The organism is Pseudarthrobacter sp. J1738, from assembly GCF_050490315.1.
Taxonomy (GTDB): domain Bacteria; phylum Actinomycetota; class Actinomycetes; order Actinomycetales; family Micrococcaceae; genus JBNPEO01.
On sequence record NZ_JBNPEO010000001.1, the window covers coordinates 370,234 to 393,990 of the forward strand.

The 23,757-nt window shown below is 58.7% G+C and carries 21 protein-coding genes and 2 tRNA genes; 18 read left to right on the forward strand and 5 right to left on the reverse strand.

All coding sequences use genetic code 11. The annotated features are described in order from the left end of the window. Positions 1 to 29 precede the first annotated feature (29 nt). The 7 genes from ACQR35_RS01760 (at position 30) to ACQR35_RS01790 (ending at position 9,143) form a co-directional block, all read left to right on the forward strand. Entirely contained in the window at positions 30 to 1,460 is a 1,431-nt protein-coding gene (locus ACQR35_RS01760) for a sensor histidine kinase (RefSeq protein ID WP_430269051.1), read from the forward strand. Continuing rightward, positions 1,457 to 2,131: a response regulator gene (locus tag ACQR35_RS01765; RefSeq protein WP_430267995.1), complete on the forward strand. Its 675-nt coding sequence runs from the start codon at positions 1,457 to 1,459 to the stop codon at positions 2,129 to 2,131. Before ACQR35_RS01760 ends, ACQR35_RS01765 begins: the two co-directional genes overlap by 4 nt. 28 nt (positions 2,132 to 2,159) lie before the next feature. After that, on the forward strand, positions 2,160 to 2,810 hold the full coding sequence (locus ACQR35_RS01770) for an MOSC domain-containing protein (protein ID WP_430267994.1): 651 nt from the start codon (positions 2,160 to 2,162) through the stop codon (positions 2,808 to 2,810). Positions 2,811 to 3,193: 383 nt separating this feature from the next. After that, the gene (locus tag ACQR35_RS01775) at positions 3,194 to 5,335 is read left to right on the forward strand and encodes a DEAD/DEAH box helicase (RefSeq protein ID WP_430269052.1); all 2,142 of its coding nucleotides are present in this window, start codon (positions 3,194 to 3,196) and stop codon (positions 5,333 to 5,335) included. A gap of 229 nt (positions 5,336 to 5,564) precedes the next feature. After that, positions 5,565 to 5,636, forward strand: a tRNA-Thr gene (locus ACQR35_RS01780). A 62-nt stretch (positions 5,637 to 5,698) separates the two neighbouring features. After that, positions 5,699 to 5,772, forward strand: a tRNA-Met gene (locus ACQR35_RS01785). 233 nt (positions 5,773 to 6,005) lie between these two features. Further along, the gene (locus ACQR35_RS01790) at positions 6,006 to 9,143 is read left to right on the forward strand and encodes a Tn3 family transposase (protein ID WP_430269053.1); all 3,138 of its coding nucleotides are present in this window, start codon (positions 6,006 to 6,008) and stop codon (positions 9,141 to 9,143) included. A gap of 289 nt (positions 9,144 to 9,432) precedes the next feature. On the opposite strand, the gene ACQR35_RS01795 is transcribed toward ACQR35_RS01790, so the two are convergent. The 5 genes from ACQR35_RS01795 to ACQR35_RS01815 all read right to left on the reverse strand — a co-directional run bounded on the left by ACQR35_RS01795 (position 9,433) and on the right by ACQR35_RS01815 (position 13,505). Then, positions 9,433 to 10,170 (reverse strand): ABC transporter permease, encoded by a 738-nt coding sequence (locus tag ACQR35_RS01795; protein ID WP_430269054.1) that lies wholly within the window; start codon positions 10,168 to 10,170, stop codon positions 9,433 to 9,435. A 2-nt stretch (positions 10,171 to 10,172) separates the two neighbouring features. After that, positions 10,173 to 10,931, reverse strand: a complete 759-nt coding sequence (locus ACQR35_RS01800) for an ABC transporter ATP-binding protein (protein ID WP_430269055.1) — start codon at positions 10,929 to 10,931, stop codon at positions 10,173 to 10,175. 834 nt (positions 10,932 to 11,765) lie between these two features. Continuing rightward, positions 11,766 to 12,530 carry a hypothetical protein gene (locus ACQR35_RS01805; RefSeq protein WP_430269056.1) on the reverse strand — a complete coding sequence of 255 codons (765 nt, stop codon included), beginning with the start codon at positions 12,528 to 12,530 and terminating at the stop codon, positions 11,766 to 11,768. A 31-nt stretch (positions 12,531 to 12,561) separates the two neighbouring features. Continuing rightward, positions 12,562 to 13,335, reverse strand: a complete 774-nt coding sequence (locus ACQR35_RS01810) for an SAM-dependent methyltransferase (protein WP_430269057.1) — start codon at positions 13,333 to 13,335, stop codon at positions 12,562 to 12,564. Positions 13,336 to 13,355: 20 nt separating this feature from the next. Beyond that, entirely contained in the window at positions 13,356 to 13,505 is a 150-nt protein-coding gene (locus tag ACQR35_RS01815) for a hypothetical protein (protein ID WP_430269058.1), read from the reverse strand. A 328-nt stretch (positions 13,506 to 13,833) separates the two neighbouring features. Here ACQR35_RS01815 and ACQR35_RS01820 point away from each other — a divergent pair, with 328 nt between their 5' ends. From ACQR35_RS01820 to ACQR35_RS01870, 11 genes are all read left to right on the forward strand, one after another. Continuing rightward, on the forward strand, positions 13,834 to 14,427 hold the full coding sequence (locus ACQR35_RS01820) for a recombinase family protein (protein WP_430269059.1): 594 nt from the start codon (positions 13,834 to 13,836) through the stop codon (positions 14,425 to 14,427). Positions 14,428 to 14,616: 189 nt separating this feature from the next. After that, on the forward strand, positions 14,617 to 15,033 hold the full coding sequence (locus tag ACQR35_RS01825; protein ID WP_430269060.1) for a VOC family protein: 417 nt from the start codon (positions 14,617 to 14,619) through the stop codon (positions 15,031 to 15,033). A 14-nt stretch (positions 15,034 to 15,047) separates the two neighbouring features. Beyond that, the gene (locus ACQR35_RS01830; protein ID WP_430269061.1) at positions 15,048 to 16,784 is read left to right on the forward strand and encodes a glycoside hydrolase family 13 protein; all 1,737 of its coding nucleotides are present in this window, start codon (positions 15,048 to 15,050) and stop codon (positions 16,782 to 16,784) included. A 93-nt stretch (positions 16,785 to 16,877) separates the two neighbouring features. Then, complete coding sequence (locus ACQR35_RS01835) at positions 16,878 to 18,449, forward strand: Na+/H+ antiporter (RefSeq protein ID WP_430267990.1); 1,572 nt, start codon at positions 16,878 to 16,880, stop codon at positions 18,447 to 18,449. A gap of 103 nt (positions 18,450 to 18,552) precedes the next feature. Next, positions 18,553 to 19,203, forward strand: coding sequence for an SDR family oxidoreductase (locus ACQR35_RS01840; RefSeq protein ID WP_430267989.1), 651 nt, complete (start codon positions 18,553 to 18,555; stop codon positions 19,201 to 19,203). Between the two features lie 146 nt (positions 19,204 to 19,349). Then, entirely contained in the window at positions 19,350 to 20,213 is an 864-nt protein-coding gene (locus tag ACQR35_RS01845) for an HpcH/HpaI aldolase/citrate lyase family protein (protein WP_430267988.1), read from the forward strand. Between the two features lie 34 nt (positions 20,214 to 20,247). After that, a complete protein-coding gene (locus ACQR35_RS01850; RefSeq protein ID WP_430269062.1) occupies positions 20,248 to 21,252 on the forward strand; it encodes a DUF2797 domain-containing protein in 1,005 nt (334 codons plus the stop codon). A gap of 20 nt (positions 21,253 to 21,272) precedes the next feature. Then, positions 21,273 to 21,497 (forward strand): DUF3188 domain-containing protein, encoded by a 225-nt coding sequence (locus ACQR35_RS01855; RefSeq protein ID WP_430269063.1) that lies wholly within the window; start codon positions 21,273 to 21,275, stop codon positions 21,495 to 21,497. Positions 21,498 to 21,532: 35 nt separating this feature from the next. Further along, entirely contained in the window at positions 21,533 to 21,991 is a 459-nt protein-coding gene (locus tag ACQR35_RS01860; protein WP_430267985.1) for an FAS1-like dehydratase domain-containing protein, read from the forward strand. 2 nt (positions 21,992 to 21,993) lie between these two features. Beyond that, positions 21,994 to 22,431: a MaoC family dehydratase gene (locus ACQR35_RS01865; protein ID WP_430267984.1), complete on the forward strand. Its 438-nt coding sequence runs from the start codon at positions 21,994 to 21,996 to the stop codon at positions 22,429 to 22,431. Further along, positions 22,428 to 23,756, forward strand: a complete 1,329-nt coding sequence (locus tag ACQR35_RS01870; protein WP_430269064.1) for an MFS transporter — start codon at positions 22,428 to 22,430, stop codon at positions 23,754 to 23,756. Before ACQR35_RS01865 ends, ACQR35_RS01870 begins: the two co-directional genes overlap by 4 nt. Position 23,757: the final 1 nt, after the last annotated feature.

The following is a 23,757-nucleotide window of genomic DNA, read 5'->3' on the forward strand; positions in this document are numbered from 1 at the left end:
TGCACGTCATGAACTGGGACACTGAGAACATGCGTTCTCTCTTCAACCGGCGCTGGGGTGGCCTGGTCCTAGCGCTGGTGCTCCCGGCGACAGTTGAACTAGCTGTGTCCGCTGCCAACTATCGCAATTTCAACATTGTGATGCTTTTGCACTTGGCCGCGGCAGTGACAGTTGCCGCCATTGGGGGAGTATGGGCCGCAGTGGTGGCCTCCATCCTGGGCTTTCTGCTGCTGAACTACTTCTCGGCCGTGCCCGTCCACACCTTTTCCATCGCAGACCCGTCCACACTCTTTACCCTCGTGATGTTCCTCGCCGTAGCCTGCTCCATGGCTGTTGCTGTAGGAACGGCAAGGCGCCGAGCCATCCAAGCCCAAGCAGCTAGCAAAGAAGCGCACTCCCTCAGTGAGCTGGCCCTCCAGATTCTGGCCAGTGGAGGAACTCTCTCAGCATTTTTGGACCGGGTTCGTGATGCTCTCAACGTCCCAGCTATCACCTTGCTCAAACAACTGAACACGGGGGAGGGCCATTGGAAAGTCTTGGCGAGTTCCGGTGAGAACCCGCCGATGACGCACGCCTCCGCGGACAGTACCGCCGTCGTCGACTCTCAATACACGCTGCTGTTGCGCGGCACGGCACCGGGCCCGGCGCAACAGCGGCTGCTTAATGCCTTCGGCGCTTACTTGGTGGCCATCCGGGAACGGCGTGAACTGGTTCAAACGCAGCAGGATAATGCTCGGCTCGAAGAAGGTAATTCCATGCGCACAGCCATTTTGCGGGCCGTCTCGCATGACTTGCGCACTCCGCTCTCGGGGATCAAACTCGCGGTCAGTAGTCTGCGGCAGCCCGGTGTTGAGCTGCCAGCCGAGGATCGGAGCGAACTGCTCGAGACCATCGAAGATTATGCTGACCGGCTGGACCATCTGGTGGGCAACCTGCTGGATATGTCCAGACTCAGCGCCGATTCCGCCACCCCACTTCTAGCCCCAGTGATGTGGGCTGATTCCCTGCCTGAGGCAATGCGTGGTTTAGACACCAGCACTATCCACATCGAACTTAGCCCCGCAGCGACGCCGGTGCTGGCAGACATCGGGATGCTCGAACGAGTGGTGGCTAACTTGTTAGAAAATGCGTTTAAATACGCGCCGGGTCAAGCCATCGAAATTCGTGACGTGGCCGGGAGGTCAGCCGAGGGCAGCCCTGCGGCGCAGTTGATCATCGCCGATCACGGTACTGGGGTGGATCCAGAAAAGCTTCACGTGATGTTCCGCCCCTTCCAAAGATTGGACGACGGCGCCGCGCACGGTTTGGGCCTTGGGCTCGCCGTTGCCAAAGGACTCAGCGAAGCAATGGGAGGCACACTTGGTGCCGAGCCGACGCCGGGCGGCGGGCTGACGGTGACCCTGACCCTGCCGCTATACGAGCCGCCGGTACAAAACCTAGACGCAGAGGCCAGCGAATGATCAAGGTACTTATTGTTGAGGACGAAGGCGGGATTGGCCGCGCGCTGAAAATCAACTTACGCGCCCACGGCTACGCTCCCACTCTGGCCGCCAGCGGTGAAGCAGCGCTTGCCGAAGCCCAAGCGGACCCGCCCGCCATGGTGGTTTTGGACTTGGGCCTGCCGGACATGGATGGAATCGAAGTCATTCGGCGGTTGCGCAGCTGGAGCCAAGTGCCCATTCTGGTGTTGTCCGCCCGGCACGGTTCTGAGGACAAAGTGGAGGCGCTCGACGCCGGAGCTGACGACTACATCACCAAACCCTTTGGACTGGACGAACTATTAGCCCGCTTGCGTGCTGCGGCACGCCGTTCGGAAGCGGAACCGGGTGTTCCTTCGGTGACTACCGCCGAGTTTGTGGTGGACCTGGCCGCTCGCAAAGTTACCAAGGGTGATGAACCTGTTCGCCTGACGCCCACCGAGTGGAGCATCCTAGAAATTCTGGTGAGGAATCAAAGCAAGCTTGTGACTCAGCAGCAGCTCTTGGTCCAAGTGTGGGGGCAGGCCTACGCGAAGGAAACACAATACTTACGTGTATATATGGCTCAATTGCGTCGCAAACTCGAAGCTGACCCGTCCGCGCCCCGGCACCTTCATACCGAGGCGGGTATGGGCTACCGTTTTGATCCCTAAATTCTCGCTACAGCCGTAAGCTTTGCGTATGAAAACTGCCACCCTTCTTGCAGTCTGCCGGGTCCAGCAATTGCGCCAGGATCCGGGAAACGTAGGAATCACAGCCATCGACAAACACCCCGTTGAGGGACCGGTTAAAGTCAATCGGCTGGGCATCTATGCGGATATTCAGGCAGACCGTCAGCACCACGGTGGCCCGGACCAGGCCCTCTATGCCTATTCACAAGCGGAAGCGGAAGAGTGGGAGCGCAGGCTGGGCAGGGAGCTTCCGGCGGGGATTTTTGGCGAGAACTTGCGGGTGGACGGAATTGAAACCACCGGAGCCGTGATCGGGGAGCGTTGGCGGATTGGCCCGGATGTAGAAGTGGAAGTCACCGGCCCGCGAACACCGTGCGCCACCTTTCAGCGCTGGCTGGACGAGCCGCATTGGGTCAAGCGTTTTACCGAGGCGGGTTTAGTAGGCTGCTATCTTCGTGTGCTCAAAACCGGTCAAATCACCGCTGGGGACCAAATCCACCAGCTTTTTGTCCCCAGCCACGGGGTAACCATTGGCAAATGGTTCAGCTCTCCGGACTTGAATGACGTTGAAGCACTCCGGGACGCTGCCGCTGACGGTGAGCTGGTACTCCACGAGGATCTTCCGGGAAAATTCGAAAAGCTCGAGCAGCGCCTCACCTAGGTGAGGGTGTGCGCAAGCTCACCGACCGTCGTCGAAAATTAAGTTCCGGTCAAGGCGGCGGATGCATTATGATTGAAGCATCCCCCACTTCCGGTATTCCCTTTATTCTGCCCAATGTTTGAGGCAGGACTGGTACGAGTTGGGGCCCGCAATTTGTGTGCGGGCGTTTCATTTGGGAAGAGCCGGCCAGGAATCAAAGTCCTGGAAGAAAACGCTGTACAGACTGCTGGGATAGCAGCCGTACGATGCAGCGAGAAGCCTTGCCATGGGATTGGAATAGCGCCGGGTTTCACTATGCCGAGTCAGACGACTTTGGCTTTTGTAATGCGGCTCAGCTCTTGCCTGAGTAGCGCCGCCTGGCCTACGAATGAGGACTATTCCCCATGCCCCAAAACTTTACTGAAACCACCGAATCCAACGAATCCGTTGAAGCTGTAGAAACCGTCGATGCGACTGTGACCAGCGAAAACACCAACACTGATGCTGCAGAAGCAGCTGTTGAAGCTCCCGCGGAAGAAGCATTCGTTAAGGAAGCTCCAAAGGAAGCCGCAGCGCCTGCTGTTGAGCTCGAAGAAGAAGGCGTGAAGTTCGCCGACCTGGGCATCGACGGCCGCGTTCTTGCCGCTTTGCAAGATGTTGGATACGAGAAGCCTTCACCCATTCAGGCAGCCACCATTCCGTTGCTGCTCGAAGGCCGCGACGTTGTTGGTTTGGCTCAGACCGGTACCGGTAAGACTGCAGCTTTCGCGGTACCGGCACTGTCCCGCTTGGCTGAACTTCACGACCTCAACGGTCCCTCCCGCAAGACCCAGGCACTGGTTCTAGCGCCTACCCGTGAGCTTGCACTCCAGGTAGCCGAGGCGTTCACCTCCTACGCCAAGCACATCGATGACTTCACTGTTCTTCCGGTTTACGGTGGTTCCGCATACGGACCTCAGCTCGCTGGTTTGCGCCGCGGTGCTCAGGTTGTTGTTGGTACCCCGGGCCGCGTCATTGACCACATCTCCAAGGGTTCTTTGGACCTTTCCGAACTCCAGTACTTGGTATTGGATGAGGCTGACGAGATGCTCCGTATGGGCTTCGCTGAAGACGTTGAGCAGATCTTCCAGCAGACCCCCTCTGACCGTCAGGTTGCGTTGTTCTCTGCAACCATGCCGGGCCAGATCCGCCGGATGTCCAAGCAGTACTTGAACAACCCCGCGGAGATCTCGGTCAAGTCCAAGACCACCACCGGTGCCAACACACGCCAGCGGTACTTGCAGGTTATGGGCCCGCACAAGCTGGACGCGCTGACCCGCATCCTCGAGGTTGAAGAGTTCGACGGCGTTATCGCCTTCGTGCGTACCAAGATGGCTACCGAGGACTTGGCTGACAAGCTCAAGTCACGCGGTTTCCAGGCAGCAGCGATCAACGGTGACATCCCGCAGCAGCAGCGCGAGCGCACTGTTGACGCGCTCAAGGAAGGTCGCATCGACATCCTCGTTGCTACCGACGTCGCAGCTCGTGGTCTTGACGTTGAGCGCATCAGTCACGTCATCAACTACGACATTCCTCACGACACCGAGTCCTACGTGCACCGCATTGGCCGTACGGGCCGCGCTGGCCGTTCCGGTGACGCGATCCTGTTTATGACTCCTCGTGAGAAGTACTTGCTCCGCTCCATCGAGAAGGCCACCCGTCAGCCCGTTGAGCAGATGCACTTGCCCACCGCCGAGACTGTGAACACCTTGCGTTTGGGTAAGTTCGCGGAGCGCATCACCGAGACGCTTGAATCTCAAGATGTTTCGATGTTCCGCGATCTCATCTCCTCTTACGAAGAAGAGCACGGCGTACCTGCTGCCGAGATCGCCGCAGCATTGGCTGTAATGGCTCAGGGCGGTCAGCCGCTTTTGGTCAAGGATCTCCCGGCGGCACCGGAATTCCAGAAGCGCGAGCGCTCCAAGGACGGTTTCGGCTCACGCGGCCCGACCCGCACCTTGACCGAGGGCAATGCCACCTACCGCATCGCCGTTGGCCGTCGCCAGCGTGTGATGCCGGGCTCGATCGTTGGCGCCATTGCCAATGAAGGTGGCCTTTCTTCCGCTCAGATCGGTGGCATTGACATCCGCGCTGACCACACTCTGGTAGAACTGCCGGCTGACCTGAGCCAAGAGCAGTTGCGCGCACTGTCCCGCACCCGTATTGGTGGCGAGCTGATTCACCTCGAACTGGACAATGGACGCAAGCCTTCCGGCGAGCGTGCAGCGTACCAGGGCGGCCGCGATAACCGCGGTGGTGGAAACTTCAAGGGCAACGGCGGCTTCAAAAAGGACTTCCGCAAAAACGATGGCGAGCGTAGCTCTGCCGATCGTGGCGGCCGCTCCTACAGCGATCGTTCCGAGCGTAGCGCCGGTGGCTATGGCGACCGCGAAAACCGTGGCGGCGAGCGCGGCGGTTACAGCGGTGGCGACCGTGGTGGTTACGGCGGAGCCCGCAAGCCCCGTCAAGAAGGTCAGGGCGGTTTCGCTGGCCGCAAGAAGTGGTAATTCTTGATTCTTTCTAAGCTGAATTAGCTTCGAGTCCCAAAAGCGGGAGTGCACCTTTGACAGTGCACTCCCGCTTTTTTGTGCCCTTGTTTTTGCGCCGGTTTGTGCCCCGGAATGGGTAGAAAATGTCTCCGGAATGCTTCTGATGTGATCTGCGCGATATTCAGGGCCAAATGGGCACTTCTCGATTTGTTGCACTGCCAAACATCCGGTAAAGTATTTACTCGTTGCCCCCCTAGCTCAGTGGTAGAGCGCGTTCTTGGTAAGAACGAGGTCACCGGATCGATTCCGGTGGGGGGCTCTGAATGAGGGCCTGTGTCAAGGCGGTTTTTGACCGGCTTGACACAGGCTTTCCTCATTCGTGGCGGCGTAGCTCAGTTGGTTAGAGCGCACGACTCATAATCGTGAGGTCGGGAGATCGAGCCTCCCCGCCGCTACAGGCAAAATCCCCGGGACCCTAGTGGTTCCGGGGATTTTTTCGTTTCTTCACCACCCGTCGTCGTCCTGCGCTTGTGCCAGGGTTTGCCGCGCGGTCCTCGGCCTTGGGGAACAGCGGTACAGCGGTTGGCGCTAAGCACTTGATCATGATCGGCTAACGCAGGCGATCTAGGTTGCGCGGCGTTTCGTCGGAAGGATCTCGATCACTGGTGGGGCGGCTATTGTCAGTCTCATGCCCGTGGAATTTCTGACTGATGAACAGGCCGAGGCCTATGGAAGGTTCTCCGAGGAACCGACGCGGCCCGAGTTGGAGCGCTTCTTCTTTCTCGACGACGAGGACCGGAACCTGATCGCGAAGCGACGAGGTGACCACAATCGCCTTGGTTTTGCCCTGCAGATGTGCACGGTCCGGTACATCGGGCTGTTCTTGGAGGATCCCTTGGCTGTGCCGTGGCTGGTCGTTGAGCATCTGGCGGAGCAGCTGGAGATTGAAGATCCCTCCTGTCTCAAGGAGTACACCGAGCGTCTGAAGACTGCGTATGAGCACGCGTGGGAGATCCGCGATACATACGGCTACCACCAGTACGAGGACCCCACCCATGGACGGAGGTTCAGGGCGTTCCTGCACGGGCGGGCTTGGACGCATGCCGAGGGACCTGTCATGTTGTTCAACCACGCGGCGGGTTGGCTGCGTCGGCACCGGGTGCTGCTACCCGGGGTGAACGTGCTGGCCCGGCAGGTTGCCGAGGTCCGCACCATCGCCGAGAAGCGGCTGCACGTCACGGTTGCCAAGGCCGCCCTGCGGGCGGATCCGGCGCTGCCCGGGGACTTGGTTGCCACGCTGAAAACGAGGGAGGGCACCCGGTACTCGGAACTAGAGCGGATGCGGCGACCGCCAACGCGGACCACCGGCACCGCGATGAAGGGTGCGTTGCAGCGGGTTGAGGACATAGCCGCCTTCGGGCTGGTCCAGCTGAAGCTGGATCAGATACCGCCGAACCGGCTCTCCATGCTGGCCCGGTACGGGCTGGGCACCAAGGCCCCGAAGTTGGATCGGACCGCGGAACCTAAGCGCACGGCGGTACTCACCGCGGTGATGCGCCATCTGGAGGCCAAGGCGATCGATGATGCCCTGGACCTGTTCGAGATCCTGATGGCGACCAGGCTGATCGGCGGCGCGAAGCGCGCCACGGATAAGCAGCGCCTGTCCAACCTGCCGCAGCTGGAGAAGGCGTCCCGGATCGTGGCAAGGGCGGCGAAGGTGTTCATCGAGAAGCTGGAGTCCATCGAGGAGGCCGGTGTTGAAGTGGATGTGGCCGCACTGTGGCGGGCCTTGGAGGAGGTCGCACCCCGGTCGGTGATGTCGGGCGCGGCCGTCACAGTAGTGACGTTGGTATCCCAGGACGGCGATTCGGCACAGAGCGCACTGCGCGAGGCATTGGCGCTGCGCTACAACACCGTCAAACCGTTCCTGTCTCTGTTGGGTGAGACCTCGGCCCTGGAAGCCGCGACCGGCGGTAAGCGGATCCTGGCCGGGGTGAAGAAGCTGCCGGCACTCTCGCGTCGGAAGGTCGGCGAGAAGCCGCTGCTGCCCCGGGAGATCGACGACAAGCTCGTGCCGCCACACTGGCACAAGGCGGTGTATGCGAACGCCGAGCTGCCGGAGGGAACGGTGGACCGCGACGCGTACGTGGTGTGTGTCCTGGAACAGCTCTTCCGTGCCCTGAAGCGTCGGGACATCTTCGCCTCGCCCTCGCACCGCTGGTCGGACCCACGCGCCCGCCTGCTCATGGGCACAGGTTGGGAGGCGGTCCGCGAGGACATCCTGGCCGGCCTGAGCCTGGAGGAGGATGCCGAGCAGCACCTGGGGGAACTGGTCGAGGTACTGGATGCCACCTGGAGGCAGATGGCCGAGCGCCTCGAAGAAGCCGGTGATGACGCGAAGATCAGCATCGAGGTGCAGCCAAGCGGACGGGCGAGACTGAATGTGGAGAAGCTTCATGCGCTCGGGGAGCCGAAGTCGTTGGCCTGGCTGCGCGGACGGGTGGAGAAGATGCTCCCGAAAATCGACCTGCCGGACCTGCTCTTCGAGGTGAACTCCTGGACCGGGTTCCTGGACGCCTTCGTGCACCTGGGCGATGGCAGGACCCGCATGAAAGACCTGAGTACCTCGCTCGTCGCGCTGCTTGTCTCGGAAGCCTGCAACATCGGCATGACCCCGGTAATCAACCCTAGCAATGAGGCACTCACCCGCTCCCGGCTGGTCCACGTTGATCAGTACTACCTGCGCACCACCACCATCGCCGCGGCGAACGCCGCACTGATCGAGGCCCAGGCGAAGGTGCCCATCGTGCAGTTCTGGGGCAAGGGACTGCTCGCCTCCGTCGACGGCCTGCGCTTCGTCGTTCCCGTGCGTACCATCAACGCCGCGCCCTCCCCGAAGTACTTCGCGAAGCAGAGGGGTATCACCTGGCTGAACGCGATCAATGACCAAGTGGCTGGCATCGGGCAGATGGTGGTGCCAGGCACCCCGCGTGACTCCCTGTTCATCCTGGACGCCTTGTTGAACCTGGACGGCGGGGTGAAGCCCGAGAGGGTCGCCACCGACAACGCCTCCTACTCGGACATGGTCTTCGGGATTTTCAAGATGCTGGGCTACCGCTTCTCCCCGCGTTTCAAGGACCTCGAAGACCAGCGGTTCTGGAAGGCCCAGATGCCCGGCACCGAGCCGTCAGTGGGGCACGGAGCGCTGGAGGCACTGTCCCGCAACAACAAAGTGAACGTGAACAAGGTGCTCACAGCCTGGCCGGACATGCTGCGGGTCGCCGGTTCGCTGGTCACCAACCGGGTGCGCGCCTATGACCTGCTGCGGATGTTCGGTCACGAAGGCCGCCCCACACCGCTTGGTCAGGCGTTTGCCGAGTACGGGCGGATCGCCAAGACCCTGCACCTGCTGGCCGTCGTTGACCCAGTGGATGACTCCTATCGGCGACAAATGCACAAGCAGCTCACCGTGCAGGAGTCACGTCACAAGTTGGCCCGAGAGATCTGCCACGGCAAAAAGGGCACCATTCATCAGGCGTACCGTGACGGGATGGAGGACCAGCTCGGCTCGCTCGGCCTGGTCCTGAATGCCGTCGTGCTCTGGACGACCCGCTACATCGGCGCTGCAGTCGCCCAGCTTCGCACCGAGGGCCACGAGATCCGCGACGAAGACGTGGCCCGGCTCTCCCCGCTCAAACACAAGAACCTCAACCTGCTCGGCCGCTACAGCTTCACCGCCACCCAACCGGCGGGCGGAACCTTGCGCCCGCTGCGTGATCCGGACACGGCCAAACTCGACGACGACGACACCGGCTCCGAGGACTGAGAGCTGTCACAGGTCGAATGGGGTGGTAATCAGTATGGACTTCGCTGCTCTTTAGCAGTTTGCTATGGTCGATCTTTGTTGTATCCGTTACCTCTGGGTGATGTCTGTCGCGACAATGATGTTCTCCAGGATCGCGACCATGTTGCAGGCTCTTGAACGACCGTCAATGGCGACCATTATCCGAGCGGGGCCTGACAACGCGCCGGTGCTCTCGCTTGGTATGGCCGGCTGGTATTACTCAGACCGTTACCTGAAGGAATCCCGTGGCTTCACAACGATTGCCTTGTTGTTAGCGTTCTCGCGAGACTCTTTCCGCGCTTGCCAGCATGAACCCGCCGACAATGAGTCCTGCTACTGCCCAACCCGCGGCCCATCCAATGTTGGTAAGGTCGGGATTTCGGAGCCATTGCACTTGGTACGTTAAAGGATTTACTGATGAAATAGCTCGAAGGTAGCTTGGCGCCCCATCTAGAGGATAGAAAAGCGGTGCTGAAAGAATGACCGGCAGGGAGGTGAGTACGACGATCATGTCTCGGACAGAGTACGACTGGATTCTGGCCCCGATAGCCGCACCGCAGCCGTTCCAGCCAAGCACGATTAGCATCCCTACAAGGCCTTGGAGAGCCAGCTGGTCTAGACTGATCTGCCACCCAAAAGCGAGCAGAGAGACCCCCCATAGGAGGAGGAACTGCACGATGAAGACGGCCATCGAGAACAAGACAACGCTAAAGAGGTATCCAGCTGTCGATCCCCCCTGGAGTGTGTAAATAGCAAAGACGCCCCATTTCCTGTCGTTGGCGACGTCGCTGACGGTGGAGGTTGCAGACCGAAAGGCGAGGAAGCAAATCATGCCCGATAGGGCGAATTGCACGTAGTTGATTCCCGTGGAGGACTGCATCACGCTGTTGAGGCCAGCGATGAGGAAAGCGAAGTAGGCGATAGGTTCTATGAATCTCCCCAAGTATGAGGAGCGCCAATTCCACATGGAGTATGCGTGGTACTTGAATAGTCTTAGCGGTCGGGGCATGTTCACTGCTCCTGCGCTAGTGCTTCGTAGGCGTCCCATAGGTCATCCGATTTACTGGCATGGGACATGAAGACTTCGACTGGTTCGTCTACGATGATCTGGCCCTTACGAATGGCGATGACGCGGGAACAGTAGGCTGAGAATCTTGACGTCTCGTGGGTGCTGATGAGAGCAGATGCGCCCTCAGCCCGGCGGCGCTCAAGGTACTCGAAAACGACGCGTATACCGGCCGGGTCAAGCCCAGTTGTGGGCTCGTCTAGAATCATCAGATATGGGTCACCCGCCATTGCTCTGGCAATTTGGGTCCTGCGGAGTTCACCGCCTGAGAGCGTCTCGGCAGTTTGATTCAGGTAGTTGCTTAGCCCCAGGGCTCCCGCGAGCTCTGCAACGGACTTGGCGCGTTCAGCCCGGCTCGTTGGTCGACGGATGTCCAAACCGAGGCTAATGTTCTGACTGACCGTCAACGACCAGTCAATGATTTCTCGTTGGGGGCACCATCCGATATCCACGGTGTTTATACGTGACATTATCTCCCCGGAATCTGGTCGGGTTAGACCACCCAAAATATCGAAGAGCGTGGATTTTCCAGCGCCGTTATGTCCAACAACGGCGATGAGCTCGCCGGGTGCCACGGTAAGGCTGCAGTCGAGGACTGCCGGTTCCGGTTTTCCCTTGTAAGACTTAGTTAAATTCCGTGCCTCAAGGTAGAAAGCCGCGCTGGACGTCGAGGAGTGATCTCTGGATAGCCTCGGCTGTGTCATGGGGAGTGCTTTCCTTAGTGGTTGTGATCTGCAGTGTTTCTTCAGGCAACATCATGCCCTGACGGAATTGGGGCGAAGAAGTGAACCAGGGTAGCTCTGGTGTCCTAATCCATCGAGGCGAGGTAGCTTCACCGTGTCCGATCCTGACGTGAAGCGATATCCTCCCGCCACGCGCATTATGTCGGCCGAGAACGTCGGCGGGCTTTACAAGAGCCACGAGACCCGTGTCAGGTGAGACTGTGAGCCGATGCTCCCAGCCCGATAGTCGAGGAATAATGTCAACCAAACCCCGACGTCTGAATCCGAGGGGGGTCTCATACCGGTGAACATGACCGGTATGAACATCGAAGATGGCCATGTTGTCTGTTACCAACGCCGCCCCTTGCGCACACAGAGCCAAGGCAGTCGACGTTTTTCCCACGTAATTATCTCCCGTCAGCAGACAATAGACATCTCCACGGAGTCGCACTACCGCGCCCGGCGTCGTGGCTGTGGAAATGCTCAGGGAAGAGTGGCCCAGCGGTGGTAGAGGAGACGGGTGCTCGGACCATTCCCGGAATGACCATTCTGTGTCTTTTTCCAGCGGACTATTTCGGCCGGCTCTGATACCTATGCGCTTAAGCAATCGATCTTTGCTTAATAGACTCGTGAAGAAGCCGCGGTTCGGCCACTCGGTGCAGTCGAGCTCCACGATCAGCTCGGGGTGTGAAACAGGGGAGAGAAATTGCTCGTAGAGAAATCCCGCGTCGGACAGGTCCTTTTCACAGGCCCTCAGATGAAGCCCTACGCCAAAGAATGACATCTCAAGGTGCCGGGACTCACTCGTGGCCGATGTCATTGCTCGTCTCCCACGAAATCGGTAATTGCTTCCACTGCCAAGTTCAAGTGTGTTGAGATGTCTAGATTCATTTCAATGGTGCTGGGTCCGAGCTGAATCGTAGAAAAGGAGCCTGAAGGCACTAGGAGTACTGTCCAGCTCCATGGAGTTTCGCTTTCAGGAACCCAAGCTCCTAGATCTTTGGCATGGACCATGCGCGTGATCCCGGTTGGTGTTTCAAAAGCCGGGGACTTATCTAGATACTTCGTCAACCACGGGGATCTGTCGGCTGTGGCTTGGCGTATTCCTATGGGGCGAGTAAAGGGGCAAAGAGTATTATTTTCGCTCACAAGGACAGTGTCATCGGCAATAAACCCCCATCCTCGCCGTAGGAGCTCGAGAAGGATCGTCGATTTACCGGCGGTTGATATGCCGGTCAGGAGCAGTGCCTTCTTGTGCATTTGAGGGGGAACGGCTGCGCTGGCATGAACTGTCCGGAACGCATTACGGAGTCGTGGATGTCCCAACGGTGGCAACACGGTCGGTTCAGCCGCACCAATCTCCCGCCAGCCGGGTTCACCTGCATATCGGATGAAACTTTGTGTCTCAGATGAGAAGGGAAGCCCTTCACCTGTGAAGATGATGTCGAGGTCAGCGGGCACCCCGGCATCTACCTCGTAGTCTCGGAAATAGTGACGCAGATGTTCCGCTGTTGCCGCCGACTCGCAGCGTGCCGACACCAAAACGCCCCAGAACTCCAGATCTAAATGGTGGCGAGTCAATCCACTGTCCTCAAAATTCAATCCACTGTCCTCAAAATGTGAAGGAGCCACGGACATACAGGCTTGATCCGATGTGGATGGAGGAAGCTAGAGCATCAAGTTCCCCAACAGTTGACCACCGAACATCAGGGGCCATGTCCATTCTCCAGGATGAGAAGAACAACGCACAGGCTCGATCCTTCGGATAGAGGGCCCGGATGCGATCGAAAAGTGGCTGGACGCGTTCCAAGACGCGACCTGAAGTGCGCAGCTCACCGCTGCCAAAGTCTCCTACTTGAGAGATGAGCAATGGAAGCCGCAAATCTGGGGTGATCTTCTGCTTAAAAAAATGGTTCGACTCAAGTGCTTGAAACCCGTAGTCAAAGCGTTCACCCAGATCGATTAAGGCTTGATCGATGAATGAGGTCCCCGGGAGCGCCTTGGCTCGGACACCAGCTTCGCGGCAATGAGCACTGATACTCCAGCTGCTGTCCACAAGAAAGAGAGGGTGCCCGTATGAAACGAACGCCACGGGTCCCAGAAAGAGGCGGCCCATGGCGTAGTCCATGAACTGAACGGTCATAGCGTCGTAGACGTTCTGCGCATCTGAATCCGACTCATAGATGTCACTCATGTTAATGACCTCCGCGCCGTATCGGGAGGAAAGCTCATCGTGAAAGGCCGTCAGGTGAAGGATCGTTGCGCATTCCTTAAGTACTTCATCGGCCTCTACCGTGCGACGCTCGAATCCGCCGATGCCAAGGCCGACGAGATAAACGTCGGCCTTGGCATCAGGGACCCGGAGGTCTTCGCGATTGTTACGCATCACTCTCCGAGTCTAGGAAATTACGCCTGGGGGTCGATGATGTTCGGCAGCGTCGCCTGACGGTGTCCACCGCTGGCCTTGACCGTCTCTTCGATCGTCGGAACGTAAGTGGGGATGATCGTCAAACCATCGGGAGTGGTGATCGTCTCTTCTGCCTGCTTCGTGTTCATGTTAACCGTCCTTTTTCAATATTGTGACGAGAACCACAGGGAGTGGTTCTGAGTCACGCTACTAGTTAGTAACTCAAATGGAAAATCGAGTGCCATCCCCAGGTACTAGCTATCAGCCATCGAGCCGGCGCGCCCTGCAATGTCCGTGAAATTCCAGCCCGCCACCCGGTGTCTTGAAAAACAAAAGCTTTTTGAGACACAGGTGCACGCCTCCATTCATAAATCATCTGGCCCGGGGTGGCGGGGCAGAAAATGTCTCGGAAAGTCGTCCCACCGTAAAACGTCTTACCTGCTTGGATTTTAGGAGTTTCTGAGCCAAAATGAGGGCGTGAGACATTTGGGATACACGCGGGTGAGCACCTCAAGCCAAGACGCGCAGCTTCAGCTCGACGCGCTGGTCAAAGACGGGGTGCAAAAGCGGGACGTGTTCGCCGACGTTACCTCCGGCAGCAGGACGGCGATCGAGCGGCCCGGGATGAAGAAGCTGCTGGAATACGCCGAGGCCGGGGACACCGTAGTAGTCTGGCGGGTCGACCGGCTGGGGCGTTCCCTGGTCGATGTCCTGAACACCGTGAACCTACTGCGCGAACGCGGCGTGAACGTCCGCTCGATTTCGGACGGAATCGACCCCGCGGCAACGACCGGACGGATGATGCTGAACCTGCTGGCATCCCTGGCCGAGTACGAGCGCGAGCTGATCGTGGAACGCGTCAACGCCGGGATCGCCGCGGCACGGCAATCCGGCACTCGTTTTGGCCGGCCACTCTCAGACCCGGCGGTGATCGCGGACAAACTCTCTATCGCCAAGGATGCCCGCGCCAAGGGACGCACCGCCGAAGACGCGGCACGCCTGGTCGGGTGGAGTCGCGCGACGCTCTACCGCCACCTCGGCCAAAACACCGGATCCTTCAAAAGACAGTAATCACTGAGGTCCCAACGGAGTGAAGACGACTCTGGCACCAAATGAACCACAGCCCGGAACCGCGGTCACACGCTTAGCGCCAACTGCTGTACCGCTGGTCCCCAAGGCCGGTCCTAGACATTTGTGGCTAGGCGCTTCAGGCTAGTAGCTGAACCGTCATCCTGTCTTCTAGCTCTAGGATTCCTTGTTATGACTGCACCAGTTGTGTACATCAGCTTCCCCGGTACTGCCGCCGAGGCTCTGACTTTCTATCAGGGCATCTTCGGCGGCGAGCTTGCCCTCTTCACTTACGAAGAGTTCAACCGCACGGATGGCCCGCCCACAGCAATTGCACACGGTGAACTTCGGGGCCCTATTTCAATCTCTGGCTCGGATGCGGCCGAAGGCGAGGCAAGTGTCCGGGTTGAGGGCTTGTTGCTCTCGCTCTTAGGTACGGCGGAACCGGAAGTCCTTCATGAGTGGTTCAACAAGCTCGCCGAGGGCGGTTCGGCGCTTGACCCGCTAGCGGTGCGCCCTTGGGGCGGTTCAGACGGTCAAGTAACCGACAAGTACGGCCTCCGTTGGCTCATCGGCTACGAAGCAGCAACAACGTCAACTAGCAACTAGTAAAAGGAAACATCTTGTCCACTCCCGCTTCCTTGCCAGAACGTTCCGATTCCGATCGGATGTCCTCGCCAACGTGGTGGCGCCAAGCCTCCGTTTACCAGATTTACCCGCGTAGCTTTGCCGACTCAAATGCAGATGGCATCGGCAACATCAAGGGCATCACTTCGCGGGTTCCGTACTTGAAAGAGCTAGGGATCGACGCCGTATGGTTGAGTCCGTTTTACCCTTCGGCTTTGGCAGACGGCGGCTACGATGTGGACAATTACCGCGACGTTGACTCAAAGTTGGGCACTCTGGCGGACTTTGACGAGATGGCTGCCGCCTTGCACGAGGCAGGCATCAAACTCATAGTGGACATTGTGCCCAACCACTCATCGAATAGACACGAGTGGTTTCAAGAAGCCCTCGCCTCGCCCAAAAACTCTGCCGCCCGTGACCGCTACATTTTTCGTGATGGGCTGGGTCCCCATGGTGATGTGCCGCCGGCCGACTGGGACTCAGTCTTTGGCGGCCCAGCCTGGGAACGGATTGTTGAACCTGATGGAACTCCGGGGCAGTGGTACATGCACATTTTCGCCAAGGAGCAGCCGGACTTTAACTGGGACAATCCTGAAGTGCGTGAAGACTTCCTCAAAACCTTACGGTTCTGGTCTGACCGTGGCGTTGATGGATTCCGCATCGACGTAGCTCACGCCCTAGTCAAGGACCTTTCTGAACCGCTACCCAGCAAGGCCCAGCTTGAGGCTAAATCACACGGCGCCGACGGCTTTGTAGATGGCACCCACCCGTTTTGGGACCGCGACGACGTCCACGAGATTTACACCGAGTGGCGCAAGCTATTCAATGAATACAATCCGCCTCGCACCGCTGTGGCTGAGGCATGGGTGCACACAGACCGTCGTGCCCGCTATGCGAGCCCGGAAGGTCTGGGGCAAGCGTTTAACTTTGACCTCTTGCAGGCCAACTTTGACGCCAATGAGTTCAAAGAAATCATCAGCAAAAACCTCGCGGACGCCCAAGCCTCGGGTGCCTCGTCCACCTGGGTCTTTTCAAATCACGACGTCGTTCGGCACGCCACCCGCTACGGCTTAGCTGAATCCGCTGGGTCTGAGCCCTCCGGGTCCGAAACCGAAATTATGTCAGGACAAGTTGGCAAACGCTGGCTTCTAGACGGGGGCCTGCGTGAAGATGTGAACGCCGAGCTGGGTTTGCGCCGGGCGCGTGCGGGCTCCTTGCTGATGCTCGCCCTGCCTGGTTCCGCCTATCTGTACCAAGGGGAGGAACTCAGTTTGCAGGAAGTCGGTTCTGAGATTCCTGATTCTGCACGCCAAGACCCGGCTTTCTTCCGCAACAAGGGTGTGGACGTTGGCCGCGACGGTTGCCGTGTCCCACTGCCATGGACTAGTACCGGAAGCTCCTTTGGTTTTGGTGACGGCGGCTCGCATTTGCCGCAACCACATTGGTTTGCTGACTACTCCGTGCAATCCCAAGACGGTGTGGAAGGCTCTACCCTCGAGCTATACCGCAAAGCACTAAAGCTCCGGTCTCAGCTTCAGTCCGAGGAAAAACTGGAGTGGCTCCCCAGCAGCAGCCCTGACGTTTTGCACTTCACGCGGCCCAACGGGTGGCAATGTGTCACCAACTTCGGAACCGCGCCTGTAGCACTCCCGGAGGGTGATATTGCGGTCAGTTCAGCACCGGTGACTAAGGGTCAACTGCCAGCCAACACCACTGTGTGGCTGATGCCCTAGTTTCTAGACGTTAAAACTGTGGCACCTTCGCAACGGGTAATCCCTCAGCTGTGAAAGTGCCACTAGTTGAGAGCAGTGCAGGAGAATAGCTCCATGGACCAACTCGCTTTGATCATCGGACTTCTTACGGCAACGGTCATTGCAGTGGGTCTGGGGGATCGCCTCAAATTGCCGTACCCGGTGCTGATGCTGATCCTCGCCGCCGGGCTGACTTTTGTTCCGGGGTTCCCTGATTTTGAGTTTGATCCTGAACTGATCTTGCCGGTGTTTCTGCCACCGTTGTTGTATGCCACAGCGCAACGTAGCTCTTGGGCAGTGTTTAAGGTGCGTTGGCGGACGCTGCTGATGCTCGCCGTCGGACTTGTGGTGGCTACCACGGCGGTAGTTGCCGGTGCAGCCTGGCTGCTGATCCCCGGTATCGGTATCCCCGCCGCCATCGCGCTCGGAGCAATGGTGGCCCCGCCGGATCCGGTAGCTGTGGAGTCGGTGGCTGGGCGGGTTCACATGCCCCGCCGATTGACCACCGTGTTGCAAAGCGAGGGGCTGTTTAATGACGCCGCAGCCATTGTGATCTTTCAGGCCGCCGTGGCTGCTGCCACCAACCAGACACAACTTGGCTGGGGAGTGGTCCTGCAATTTTTGCTCGGCGCCGTGCTTGCAGTGGCCGTCGGTGTTGTTATGGCCTGGGCAACTTCGCTGATCACCAAACTTGTCACCTCCATGGTTGCTCGGAGCGCCATCACCTTGGTGGTCCCATTCGCAGCGTACATTTTGGCTGAAGAAGTGCATGCTTCTGGTGTTATTGCCGTGGTGGTGGTGGCCTTGGAACTCAAACGCCACGCCCGCCCGGAGGACGCCGCGGAGCGTATTACCCGCACCGCTTTCTGGGATGTTGTGGAGCTGCTTGTCACGGGGCTCGCTTTTGGGCTGGTGGGTCTGGAAATTCGGCAAGTGGTACGTGACGAGGGGGCCGGGATTTTTGGCATGATCGGCTTCTCCGTGGCCATTTGTGTCCTAGTGATCGCTGTGCGTTTTGCGTGGCTGTGGTTGCTCGCTGTTTCTGCCCGGCGGCGGGACGACGCATGGCAGCCTCGCTCCGCTAAAGAGGTACTGATCCTGAGCTGGTGCGGTATGCGCGGGCTGGCCACCTTGGCCTTGGCGCTGGCCTTGCCGCAGACGCTCGCGAACGGCCAAGATTTCCCCGGCCGGCACGAAATGATTGTGGTGGCCTGTGCCGTTCTGATGGCCACCCTGGTTATTCCGGGCTTGACGCTGCCCGCGTTGATGCGTGTTTTGAAGGCTCAAGAGGACGGCTCAGAGGAGCGCGAATCTGCCCGAGTGTTGGCTCACCGGGCACAGTCCGCGGCCATGGCGGCGCTAAAAAGCAGTGAATTGATTGGTGCTCTTCCACAAGAGAAAAAAGAGCTGGTTAAGGAAAAGATGCACCGTCTCCACGCTGAATTGTTGGACGGTAGTCTTCGCAGCGAACCAGTCAAGGAACAGATTCAGCGGGGCCGGGAGCTGGCTATCGCCGTGCAAACCATCGCTCTTGATGCCGCCCGTCAAGAGGTTTTGGCCGCGCGAAACGAGCTTGACGTTGACCCGGAAGTCGCTGACCGAGTGCTGCGTCAGCTTGATCTGCGCACCATGATTATGCCGGAGTAGCTGGGAGCCTTTGTCTCTGACAGTGCAATTTCGGGCTATTCCCGTGTTCGCTTGTGGCTAGATCACTGGCCAAGCCCCGGGGGAGCAGTGCAATGCTGGAACCATGACTTCAATCGCGATTATTGGCGGACATGGAAAAGTAGCGCTACATGTGGCGCGTGTACTAAGTGGCGAAGATAGCGGTGTGAATGTAACGTCCTTTATCCGTAAACCGGAGCAAAGTGATGACATCACCGCTGTGGGTGCTACTCCCGTGGTTTTGGACGTTGAAAACTCCACCACGGAGCAGATCGCCGAGGCAATTAAGGGATTCGACGCCGTTGTATGGTCTGCCGGCGCCGGTGGGGGTGCTCCGGAACGCACCTACGCAGTGGACCGTGACGCGGCAATCCGCTCGATGGACGCCGCGAAAGCTGCAGGCGTCAAGCGTTACGTTATGGTCTCCTACCTCGGGGCAGGCCCAAACCATGGCGTGCCGCCGGAGGACAGCTTCTTTGCCTACGCCGAGTCCAAGGCAGCCGCCGACGCATACCTACGGGCCACAGATTTGGATTGGACGGTCTTGGGCCCCGGGGCGCTCACCGAAGAAAGTGCGACGGCGAAAATCACAGTTGTTGATAGCACTCCGGCCCAGCGAAGCGTCTCGCGCGAAAACGTTGCACTGGTGGTGGCTGCTGTGGTCCAGCGCCCGGACACGATTCACCGCACCATCGAATTCGTTGACGGTGCTGAGGAAATCGACGCAGCTCTCTAATTCACACTTATGTCTACAAGACACTGTGATCTAGAAGACGCAGAACTGTAACAAAACCGCACGGCACGGGTTGTGTTCATATTGTTCTGCTCACCTTACGGGCGAAACTTTGGCACAGTGCGCACTCGGAGGGCTACGGTAGAACTATGACGTCTCCCACCGCCGCCGAGTCCGCACGACCAACACGTTCGATTAGTCCCGAGATTGCCCGTTCATGGCTCCTCGTAAATGCTATGAAAACGCCGCTTTTTGCTGAGGCAGCGAACTCCCGAGCGGACGCTGTGGTGTTGGATATTGAAGACGCCGTTGACCCTTCTCAGAAGGATGAAGCCCGCGAGAACGTTGTGAAGTGGCTGAACGCTGGCAATAGCGCTTGGGTACGTATCAATGACGCAATTAGTCCGTTCTGGGCCGATGACCTTGCTGGTTTGCGCGGCACCCCCGGCTTGCTCGGTGTGATGCTGGCGAAGACCGAATCCGCTGACCAGGTCACTGAGTCCTTCCACCGGATGGACGGCAAGACTCCTGTGGTGGCTTTGGTTGAATCCGCTCTTGGAATTGAAGAAGCTAACAACATTGCCCGGGCACAGGGTGCTTTCCGCTTGGCTTTTGGTTCCGGCGACTTCCGCCGCGACACCGGTATGGCTGCAACACCGGAAGCAATGGCTTACCCGCGCGCCAAGCTTGTAGTGGCTAGCCGTGTTGGTAACTTGCCGGGCCCCATTGACGGCCCCACCGTAGGCACCAACCACCCAATCTTGCGTGAGCAGACAGGCATCACCGTGACCATGGGTATGACTGGAAAGTTGTGCCTGGCTACTGACCAGACCACGGTTATCAACGAAGTTATTAGCCCCACGCCTTCAGATGTTGCTTGGGCTACGGACTTTATGAACGACTTTGAGGCCAACGGCCGTGTCATCCGTGACGGTTCGGACTTGCCCCGCTTGGGCCGCGCCGAGAAGATCATGAAGCTCGCCACCGCTTTTGGCGTTCAGCCAGCTCTCTAAGCAACTCACCTCCCAAACCATGGTGCCGTCCGGCGTGCAAGCGGAAAATTCGACGCCGGCAGGTCACCCTGAAGTACGTCACACGGAAGTAAGCCGTCCCGAAATACTTCGCGCCGTCGCTTGGGATGCCCCTAGCCACCCACCCGTCTTGCGCTTTAGTACGGGGCAAAACGCCCAAGCCACCGACATTCCTTTGGAACCTGGCGTGAGGTTGGGTTTCCGGGCCATCAACGCCAGCAAGTGGTGTTTGGGATACGTCAAAGTGCACGATGAAACTCACCGCGACGAGATAGCCTGCCCGCAAGGTTCCGCAGCCGAACGCGGATATCAATGTGGGCCATGCTTTGCCCGCGAGGAAACCCGGCATATGCATGACTCGCATCGCGGGGGGCAGGTCCCCGCTGGTCTGAGGAAGTACTTGTCCCAGCCGCACTGGCTGTACGTTGCCACCTTCGCGGGCGGTGGCACCAAAGTTGGCACGGCCTCAAAACTTCGCCAGTGGCAGCGCTTGGCAGAACAGGGGGCAGTAGTAGCCCAATTTGTGGCCACCGCCCAGAACGGCACAGCGGTGCGGATTTTAGAAGACGCCGTAACGCGCGACGCCGGGCTGCCGCAACAAATCCGTTCGGCCGCCAAAAGCGCCGGGCTACTGAGCCCGCTCAGTGACAGCGAACTGACCAAGATCAATACCGAGCATGCTCGCCGGGCGAAGGAAGTGTTGGAGAGCCCTTATGCTCAAACTCATCCACTGACAGCCGGGCAGTTTGATCCGGTGGCGCAAATCTGGGAACGTCCAGCGCTGGCTGACTTGGTGGCATCACCGGCGGAGGGCTTACGGCACGCTTACCCCAACGCATTGCTCGAAGGGGCACATGGCTTTGAACTGTTGTCCCTCTCAGGTGCGTGCGCATTGGTACGGCTTTTGGGAGATCCGGAATCGCCACAATTCGTGGTGGACCTCAACCAGCTCAAAGGCAGAGCGCTTGAATGGGGTGAGTTCGAATCTGTGCAGCCCACGGTCCAAGACTCGCTGTTCTAGATAAGCGATAAGCTTGCACGGTGCTAAACGAATTCTGGGCCACTGCCTCCAACACCTACAAGACCTTGGTTTTTGGTGCCATGGGCATGATCGCTGTAGGCATTGTGATCACTATCGTGGGAAACGTAAAACACAACCCGTCCCTGGCGATGGCGGCGTTGCCGGTCATCGGCGTCGGGCTTTTATTTCATGTGGCCGGACTGATTTATCGTGCCCGTCAGATACGTAAAACTCTCAAGAAGTAGCTACTCACAAGCCCTCGCCAGATAGGCTAGATGCCATGAGTATTAATCCGGACTTGCAGGGCCGCAGCTACCCGGCCGCCGACGTTTATGAGGTTGGACGCGAGAAAATTCGCGAGTTCGCCCGCGCCGTAAAAGCCACACACGCAGCCCACTTTGAGGTTGAAGCTGCACAGGCCCTAGGGCACAAAGATCTTGTGGCCCCGCCAACATTCGCCATTATTGTTGCGCAGCGAGCCGATGCTCTACTCATCGAAGATCCAGCGTCCGGAATTGACTTCTCCCGTGTGGTGCATGCCGAACAGCGCTTCACCCACCACCGCCCCATCGTTGCCGGTGACCAGCTTCAAGCCGAACTTCACGTGGACTCCGTCCGCGCCATGGGCAGCGGCGCGATGATCAGCACCCGGGCCGAAATTTTCTCCACAGCATCCGGTGAGCGCGAATCCGTCGCCACCACCACCTCATCCATCCTGGTTCGCGGAGAGGGACAGTAAACGTGAGTATCAACGTCGCAGAGCTGGAAAAGGGCCAAGAAATCGGCTCCATTACCGTCAACGTCACCCGCCAAGATCTGGTTAAGTACGCCGGGGCATCAGGTGACTTTAACCCGATTCATTGGAACAACGACTTCGCCACAGCGGTTGAGCTTCCCGGTGTGATCGCACACGGTATGTTCACCATGGGTGCCGCAGTGCAATTGGTGACCGACTGGATTGGCGACCCTGCCGCCGTCGTGGATTACCAAACACGCTTCACAAAGCCGGTCCCCGTTCAAGACACCACTGGTACTGATGAGCCCGGTGCTGCGATTGAGGTCAGTGGTGTGGTGGGTGCTGTAGATCCGGACGCCGGGACCGCACGTATTGATCTGACAGTCATCGCTGGCGGACAGAAAGTCTTGATGAAGTCCCAGGCGGTTGTGAAAATTTCTTGAACGGGGTTGTTGACGCGCCAATCTTGAAATGGCGCAACGGTGTAGTGGTGGCCTACGGGGCCAGCGGAATTGCTTTCTCTTCTTGGGTTTCACGTCTGCCTGCTATTCGTGACGCCTTGGAGCTGACTCCCGCCACTATTGGTCTACTGCTTTTGTGTATGACAGCTGGATCATTTCTGTCCGTCTCGGCGTCCGGACTGATTGTTATTCGGCTCGGTTCCAAGCGCACCATCCAGCTGGGCAGCACCATCGTTGGTGTGGGTTTGGCCCTGACCGGCCTAGCCACCACGGTCTTCGATAGCTCTGTGTTGGCCGGCATTGCACTTGCCATTGTTGGCCTTGGGACGGCCAGCTGGAACACCGCGTCCAATGTGGAAGGCGCCTCGGTAGAACGAGCACTAGGCAGGCACATCATGCCGCGCCTCCACGGGTCTTTTAGCCTGGGAACAGTTCTCGGAGCGGGTGTTGGGGCATGGGCCGCAGCCGTTCACTTGCCAGTTTTTTACCATCTGCTGGCTGCCGGGATTGTGGTGGCAGTTTCCGTGAATATTGGCGCCAAATACTTTTTGGCGGATAAAACCCCGGTGGTACCGCTCAGTGTTGAAACCGGACCTATCCAGACGCTGACACCGGACTTGGTTGCCGTTGATCGTGACCTCCTGGATCACGCCGCAGGCGGATCTGCTGGTGGCACTGCCGCTGGAGCTGCTGATGTTCGAAGTGCAAACAGTGCACCGCTGGATAGCCGACGGCTGGTGGCTCAAGCCTGGCGGGATAAGCGAACACTGTTGTTGGGTGTTCTGGTTCTAGGCTTGGCATTAGCCGAGGGTGCTGCGGGGGACTGGGTGGCACTCGCGCTCGCTGATGGGTATGGCGAATCCAACGCCAACGGCGCTATGGGCTACGGGCTCTTTGTTACCTCCATGACGATTGGCCGTTTCGCTGGAACGTATTTGTTGGACAAATTTGGCAGGGTTCCTGTGCTGCGTGTGAGTGCAGCAATGGCGCTGATTGGCTTGGCACTGTTTGTATTTGCGCCATTCACCTGGCTTGCCTACGTGGCCCTGATTTTCTGGGGCCTTGGTTCATCGCTGGGCTTCCCCGTGGGAATGTCGGCTGCCGCCGATGATCCCAGCAAGGCAGCAGCCCGAGTGTCCGTGGTTTCCACCATTGGTTATGGCGCATTTTTGTGTGGCCCTCCGGTGTTGGGCCTTTTGGCCGAGCACGTGGGTATCCTTCACTCGCTCTTGGCTGTTCTAGTGATGTTGGTGCTGACATACTTCTTGGCACCCGTGGCACGGAAACAAGAGGTCACCGGGCGGTAGG